Source organism: Martelella sp. (assembly GCF_984369615.1).
In genome coordinates, this window is the sequence record NZ_CFHTCS010000347.1 from 1 (window position 1) to 4596 (window position 4596).

The following is a 4596-nucleotide window of genomic DNA, read 5'->3' on the forward strand; positions in this document are numbered from 1 at the left end:
ATCTTCCGCTCGCCCTTCGGCATGATGCTGAAGGCGGTCAAATCCAACCAGAACCGGATGATGTATACCGGTTTCAACACGCGGCCCTATCTGCGCTCCGCCTTCATCATCTCGGGCATGTTCGCCGGCCTTGCCGGCGCGCTGATGGCCGTCACCGACCCGCTGGCGGGCGCTGAGCGCATGCAGTGGACGGCGTCCGGCGAAGTCGTGCTGATGACCATTCTCGGCGGCGTCGGCACCCTGCTCGGCCCGGTCATCGGCGCGGTGGTGATCAAGTATTTCGAAAACATCTTCTCCTCGTTCAACGACGCCGCGCTGCACAGCGCGCTGTCGGCCCTGCCGGACGCGATCGAGACCCCGCTCGTCGGGCTCCTGTCGCTCTTCGTCGGCGACGGCTGGCACCTGACGCTCGGCCTCATCTTCATGGCCATCGTCATCTTCCTGCCCGGCGGCATCATGGAAGGCGTCAAGCGCCTTCGCGCCCGCTTCTCGGGCGGCGGCGGCGGCCGCAAGGCGCAATCCGCCGCCAAAATCCAGCCAGCGGAGTAAACCCATGGCAGACAACAACATCGTCCTGCACGTTGACGACGTCCACAAGAGCTTCGGCGGCCTGCGCGCCCTCTCAGATGTCAATCTCGAGGTCGAAAGCGGCAAGGTCCACGCCATTATCGGTCCGAACGGCGCCGGCAAATCGACCCTGCTCAACGTCTGTATCGGTCGGATCAAACCAAGCCACGGCAGGGTCGTCTTCGCCGGGCAGACGCTCAACGAGCACGAACCGCACGAGATCAACCAGATGGGCGTCTCGCGCGTGTTCCAGACGCCGGAAATCTTTCCGGACCTGACGCTGATCGAAAACGTCATGATCCCGGCCTTTGCCCGCCGCGACGGCGCCTTCAGGCTGAATGCGGTCAAGGCGCTTTCCGGTGAAAAGGAAATCCGCGAGGAAGCCGAATTCATGCTGGAGGATATCGGCCTTTCCGCCCGCCGCCATCACGAGGCGGGCTCGCTGTCGCGCGGCGACAAGCGCCGGCTGGAGCTTGCCATGTGCCTGATCCAGAAGCCGAAGCTCCTGCTGCTCGACGAGCCGACGGCCGGCATGGCCCGCCACGACACCAACATGACCATCGAGCTCCTGCAGCGGATCAAGGCCCGCGGCATGACCAAGGTGATCATCGAACATGACATGCATGTCGTCTTTTCGCTCGCCGACAAGATCTCCGTGCTTGCCCAGGGGCGCATCATCGCCGAAGGTTCTCCCGATCAGGTGCGCGGCAATCCGAAGGTCAGGGAAGCCTATCTCGGGGAGGCCCACGAATGAACATGGTCATGGAGAAAGGCAATCTCGCCGGGGAGCAGATCGCAGTGTCGGAAACAGTCAATGATGCATTCCTGTCGGTTCGCGACATTCATGCCTGGTACGGCGAAAGCTATATCGTGCAGGGCGTGTCCTTCGACATCAGGAAAGGCGAGGTGCTTTCCCTTCTCGGGCGCAACGGCGCGGGCAAGACGACCACGCTCAGGACGCTTGCCCGCCTCGACAATCCGGCGCTCAGCCAGGGAGAGATCTGGCTCGACGGCGAACCGCTTCACAAGAAGAAAGCCTTCCAGGCAGCGCTTTCCGGCGTCCAGCTCGTGCCGGAAGACCGGCGGATCATCGGCGGTCTCTCCGTGGAGGAAAACCTTGTTCTGGCACAGGTCGCCGGCGAAAAGGGCTGGTCCATCGAGGAGATCTACGATCGCTTTCCGCGGCTCGCCGAACGCCGCAACCAGGAAGCGGTGACGCTGTCGGGCGGCGAACAGCAGATGCTGGCCGTCGCCCGCGCCCTTGCGCGCAAGATCAAGATCCTCTTCCTCGACGAGCCTTATGAAGGCCTCGCGCCCGTCATCGTGCAGGAGATCGAAAAAATCGTCCGCCAGATCCGCGATCTCGGCATCACCACCATCATCGTCGAGCAGAACGCCGTTGCCGCCTTGAGGCTCTCGGACCGCGCCGTCATCATGGATACCGGACAGGTGGTCTTTTCCGGCAGCGCCCAGGACGTGCTCGACAATGCGGAACTGCGCGAGGAATATCTCGCGATCTGATCGTCTGTCAGACCGGCGGCGGGAATCGCATCTTCCGCCGGTCAATTCCCGCTTTCTTCTATGGTTAACATCTTTCTAACGATTTCCCCCTAACGTCTTGTCAGATTGAAGACATCCATGCGTCGGGCGAGAGAGCGACTGCCGCTTTTTCGACATCCCGGCGTGACAAAGAAGAACGGCATCGCCCGGCACAAGCTGCCGGAGATCTCGTCGGGGAGTACGGCCTTGGTCGATCGTTACCGGGAACTTGAAGGGCTGAAAAATACACGCAAGCTCGACGTCGTGCTGATGGCGACGGTCTCGAGCTTCGGCGCTCTGGAAAAACCGAGTGCCGCCGAGCGTCGCCGTTTTATCGAGCTGTTTCCCCCGGTCTATGAAGCGTCCACGCCGGAGGCCCGTCGACAGGCCGTCGCCGCCCTTTCCGGCAATCCCCATGTGCCGCAGGAGATCTGCCATTATATCGGCACGCGGGAAATCGCCATCTCCGCTCCCTTCCTCGCCCGCTCGCCCGCGCTCGGCGACGAGACCCTGACGCGGCTGATCGAGACCATGGGCGAGGAGCACATCCGCGCGATCATTCATCGCGCCGACCTGTCGCAGAAGGTCATCCAGGCGCTGATCGGCTGCCACCGCCCCGAGGAAGACGAGACGCCGGACGGCAATTTCGACGTGCGCTCCGGCTACCGTGATGAAAGCGAAGCGCTGCGCCAGACGCTGAAGGCGATGGCGGCAAAAGCCGGCAGCGAGGTCGAGGACCGGCTGGGCCTGTCGACGCTCTCCGAACTGCAGACCGCCCTTCTGGTGCGCTTTGCCCGCCGCGGCGAGGGCACGCTGTTTCTCGAGACCTTCGCCCGCGCACTCGGGGGCGACCGGGTGCTGGCCGCAGACATCCTGTCGGAAGAAAGCGGACGACGCCTCGCCGTCGGACTGGTCGCGCTCGGCATGGGCAGGGATGATACGCTCTATGTCCTGCCGCGCGTCGCGCCGGGTCTTTCAACGGCGCAGATGCCCGCCGATGAAGCGGCGGAACGTCTGGTGGACGCGCTGAAGCCGGCGGCCTGCATCGAGGAACTGCTGGCATGGCAGAACCGGCGCGCCGAGGAAGAGGCGGCTGCCGCCAAGCATGCCCCGCGCCGGCAGAACCGCCGCTCGGCCTGATCTCTCAAACGCCGTCGCCGGCCACGGCAAAAAGCCCCTCGACGCTCTCCGTCTCAAGGACCACGACCCAGAGATCGCCGTCAAAGCGGATTTCCTTTTCGAGCCGCGCCGCGACATCGTCGGCCGGGACCCTGTCCAGACGCTGCTCGAACAGCCGGTCTTCACTGCTCTCAGCGGTAAAAAACTGCGGCGCCGGCATGTACAGGCATTCCTGTCCGTTCCGCAGCACCTGACGGATCGCGATCGCGCCGGCATCGGCCGCGCCCTTGCGTTCCACCACGGCAAAATCGCCATTGGCGAAAACCCGGCGCAAAAGCGCCGAAACAAAAATCTCCGATTTGAGACGCATGGCCAGGCTCTCTTCTCAGGCGGTCAGAGCGCGCCGATTTCCGCAAGCTTGTCGCGTACGGCCGGGCTCGGCTCGCCGGTTTCCGGCAGGCGATAATGCTTCTGGAACTCCAGGATCGCCGCGCGGGTATTGGCGCCGGCCACGCCGTCGACTGTCACGTCGTCATAGGCGATGTTGACGAGGCCGCGCTGGATCTCGACGACAAGGGCGTCAGCGGTCGGAGCGGGTTCGTCTGATGCCGGAAGCGCGGCCGCCGGATCGGCAGAGCCCCCGCCCGCCTTCGTTGCCGCGCGCGGCGTCGGCACCGGCGGCGGTCCGCCGTCATCGCCCTTGAGGACAGCGAGAAGACCCGCATCGACAATGCCCGTCTCCGCCAGCCCCTGGTCAGCCTGAAAGGCGATCACCGCGGTCTCGGTCAGCGGCCCGGTCACGCCATCGGGCTTGCCCTTGTAATAGCCGGCGGCGGCAAGCTGTTCCTGAACCTGACGGATGATCTCGCGGTCATCGACGACCGCCGGCTGAGCCTGCGGCTCGGCCTGCGACCGGCGGGCTGTCGCCGGCGGCTCTTTCTCGACCGCCTGCAGGATCGCCATCAGATCGTCGCCGCCGTCATCGCGCTCAAGCGAAGCAACTTCGACCGGTGCGCCATTCCCCTCGCCCTCGAGCTCGATCCGAAAGGTTTCGAAATCCTCCTCGCTCGCCATCCGGCGGCCGGGTACGGCATAGGGATCGGAGGGCTGGCGCGTCTTCATCAGCGGTTCGGGATGCGGGCCCGGCTGGTACCAGAGCGCATTGGCGGAAACGAAACTGAGGACGATGCCGAAGACCAGCAGCGCGGAAGTCATCCCCAGCACCTGGTAGGGCCACACCGAGTACCCGTTGTAGAAACCGAAATCGAAGACACGGTATTCGGTCTTGGCAAAAAACAGGTTGAAGAAGAGGACCAGCAGGACCTGCGGGACGAAGTGCTTCATCAGAAAGGCCCAGATCCACGGCAGGTA

General features: G+C 64.1%; 6 protein-coding genes. 4 read left to right on the forward strand and 2 right to left on the reverse strand.

Annotated elements, in window-relative coordinates; genetic code table 11:
- The 4 genes from AC5DC2_RS19870 to AC5DC2_RS19885 form a co-directional block, all read left to right on the forward strand.
- On the forward strand, positions 1-549 hold a 549-nt coding region (locus AC5DC2_RS19870), incomplete at its 5' end, for a branched-chain amino acid ABC transporter permease (RefSeq protein WP_491699724.1).
- A 4-nt stretch (positions 550-553) separates the two neighbouring features.
- Positions 554-1321, forward strand: a complete 768-nt coding sequence (locus tag AC5DC2_RS19875; RefSeq protein WP_491699725.1) for an ABC transporter ATP-binding protein — start codon at positions 554-556, stop codon at positions 1319-1321.
- A gap of 8 nt (positions 1322-1329) precedes the next feature.
- Entirely contained in the window at positions 1330-2088 is a 759-nt protein-coding gene (locus AC5DC2_RS19880) for an ABC transporter ATP-binding protein (protein ID WP_051423975.1), read from the forward strand.
- 162 nt (positions 2089-2250) lie between these two features.
- The gene (locus tag AC5DC2_RS19885; RefSeq protein WP_051423974.1) at positions 2251-3246 is read left to right on the forward strand and encodes a hypothetical protein; all 996 of its coding nucleotides are present in this window, start codon (positions 2251-2253) and stop codon (positions 3244-3246) included.
- Between the two features lie 4 nt (positions 3247-3250).
- Here the strand turns inward: AC5DC2_RS19885 and AC5DC2_RS19890 are convergent, their stop codons facing one another.
- Entirely contained in the window at positions 3251-3595 is a 345-nt protein-coding gene (locus tag AC5DC2_RS19890) for a DUF1491 family protein (protein ID WP_024706513.1), read from the reverse strand.
- Between the two features lie 23 nt (positions 3596-3618).
- Positions 3619-4596, reverse strand: a 978-nt coding sequence (locus AC5DC2_RS19895) for a peptidoglycan-binding domain-containing protein (RefSeq protein WP_491699726.1), incomplete at its 5' end; no start/stop codon positions are given.

Excerpts from the sequence above, each read along its gene's own strand:
- AC5DC2_RS19890 (WP_024706513.1), bottom strand. The coding sequence starts at position 3,595 with ATGCGTCTCAAATCGGAGATTTTTGTTTCGGCGCTTTTGCGCCGGGTT.
- AC5DC2_RS19880 (WP_051423975.1), top strand. The coding sequence starts at position 1,330 with ATGGAGAAAGGCAATCTCGCCGGGGAGCAGATCGCAGTGTCGGAAACA.
- AC5DC2_RS19875 (WP_491699725.1), top strand. The coding sequence starts at position 554 with ATGGCAGACAACAACATCGTCCTGCACGTTGACGACGTCCACAAGAGC.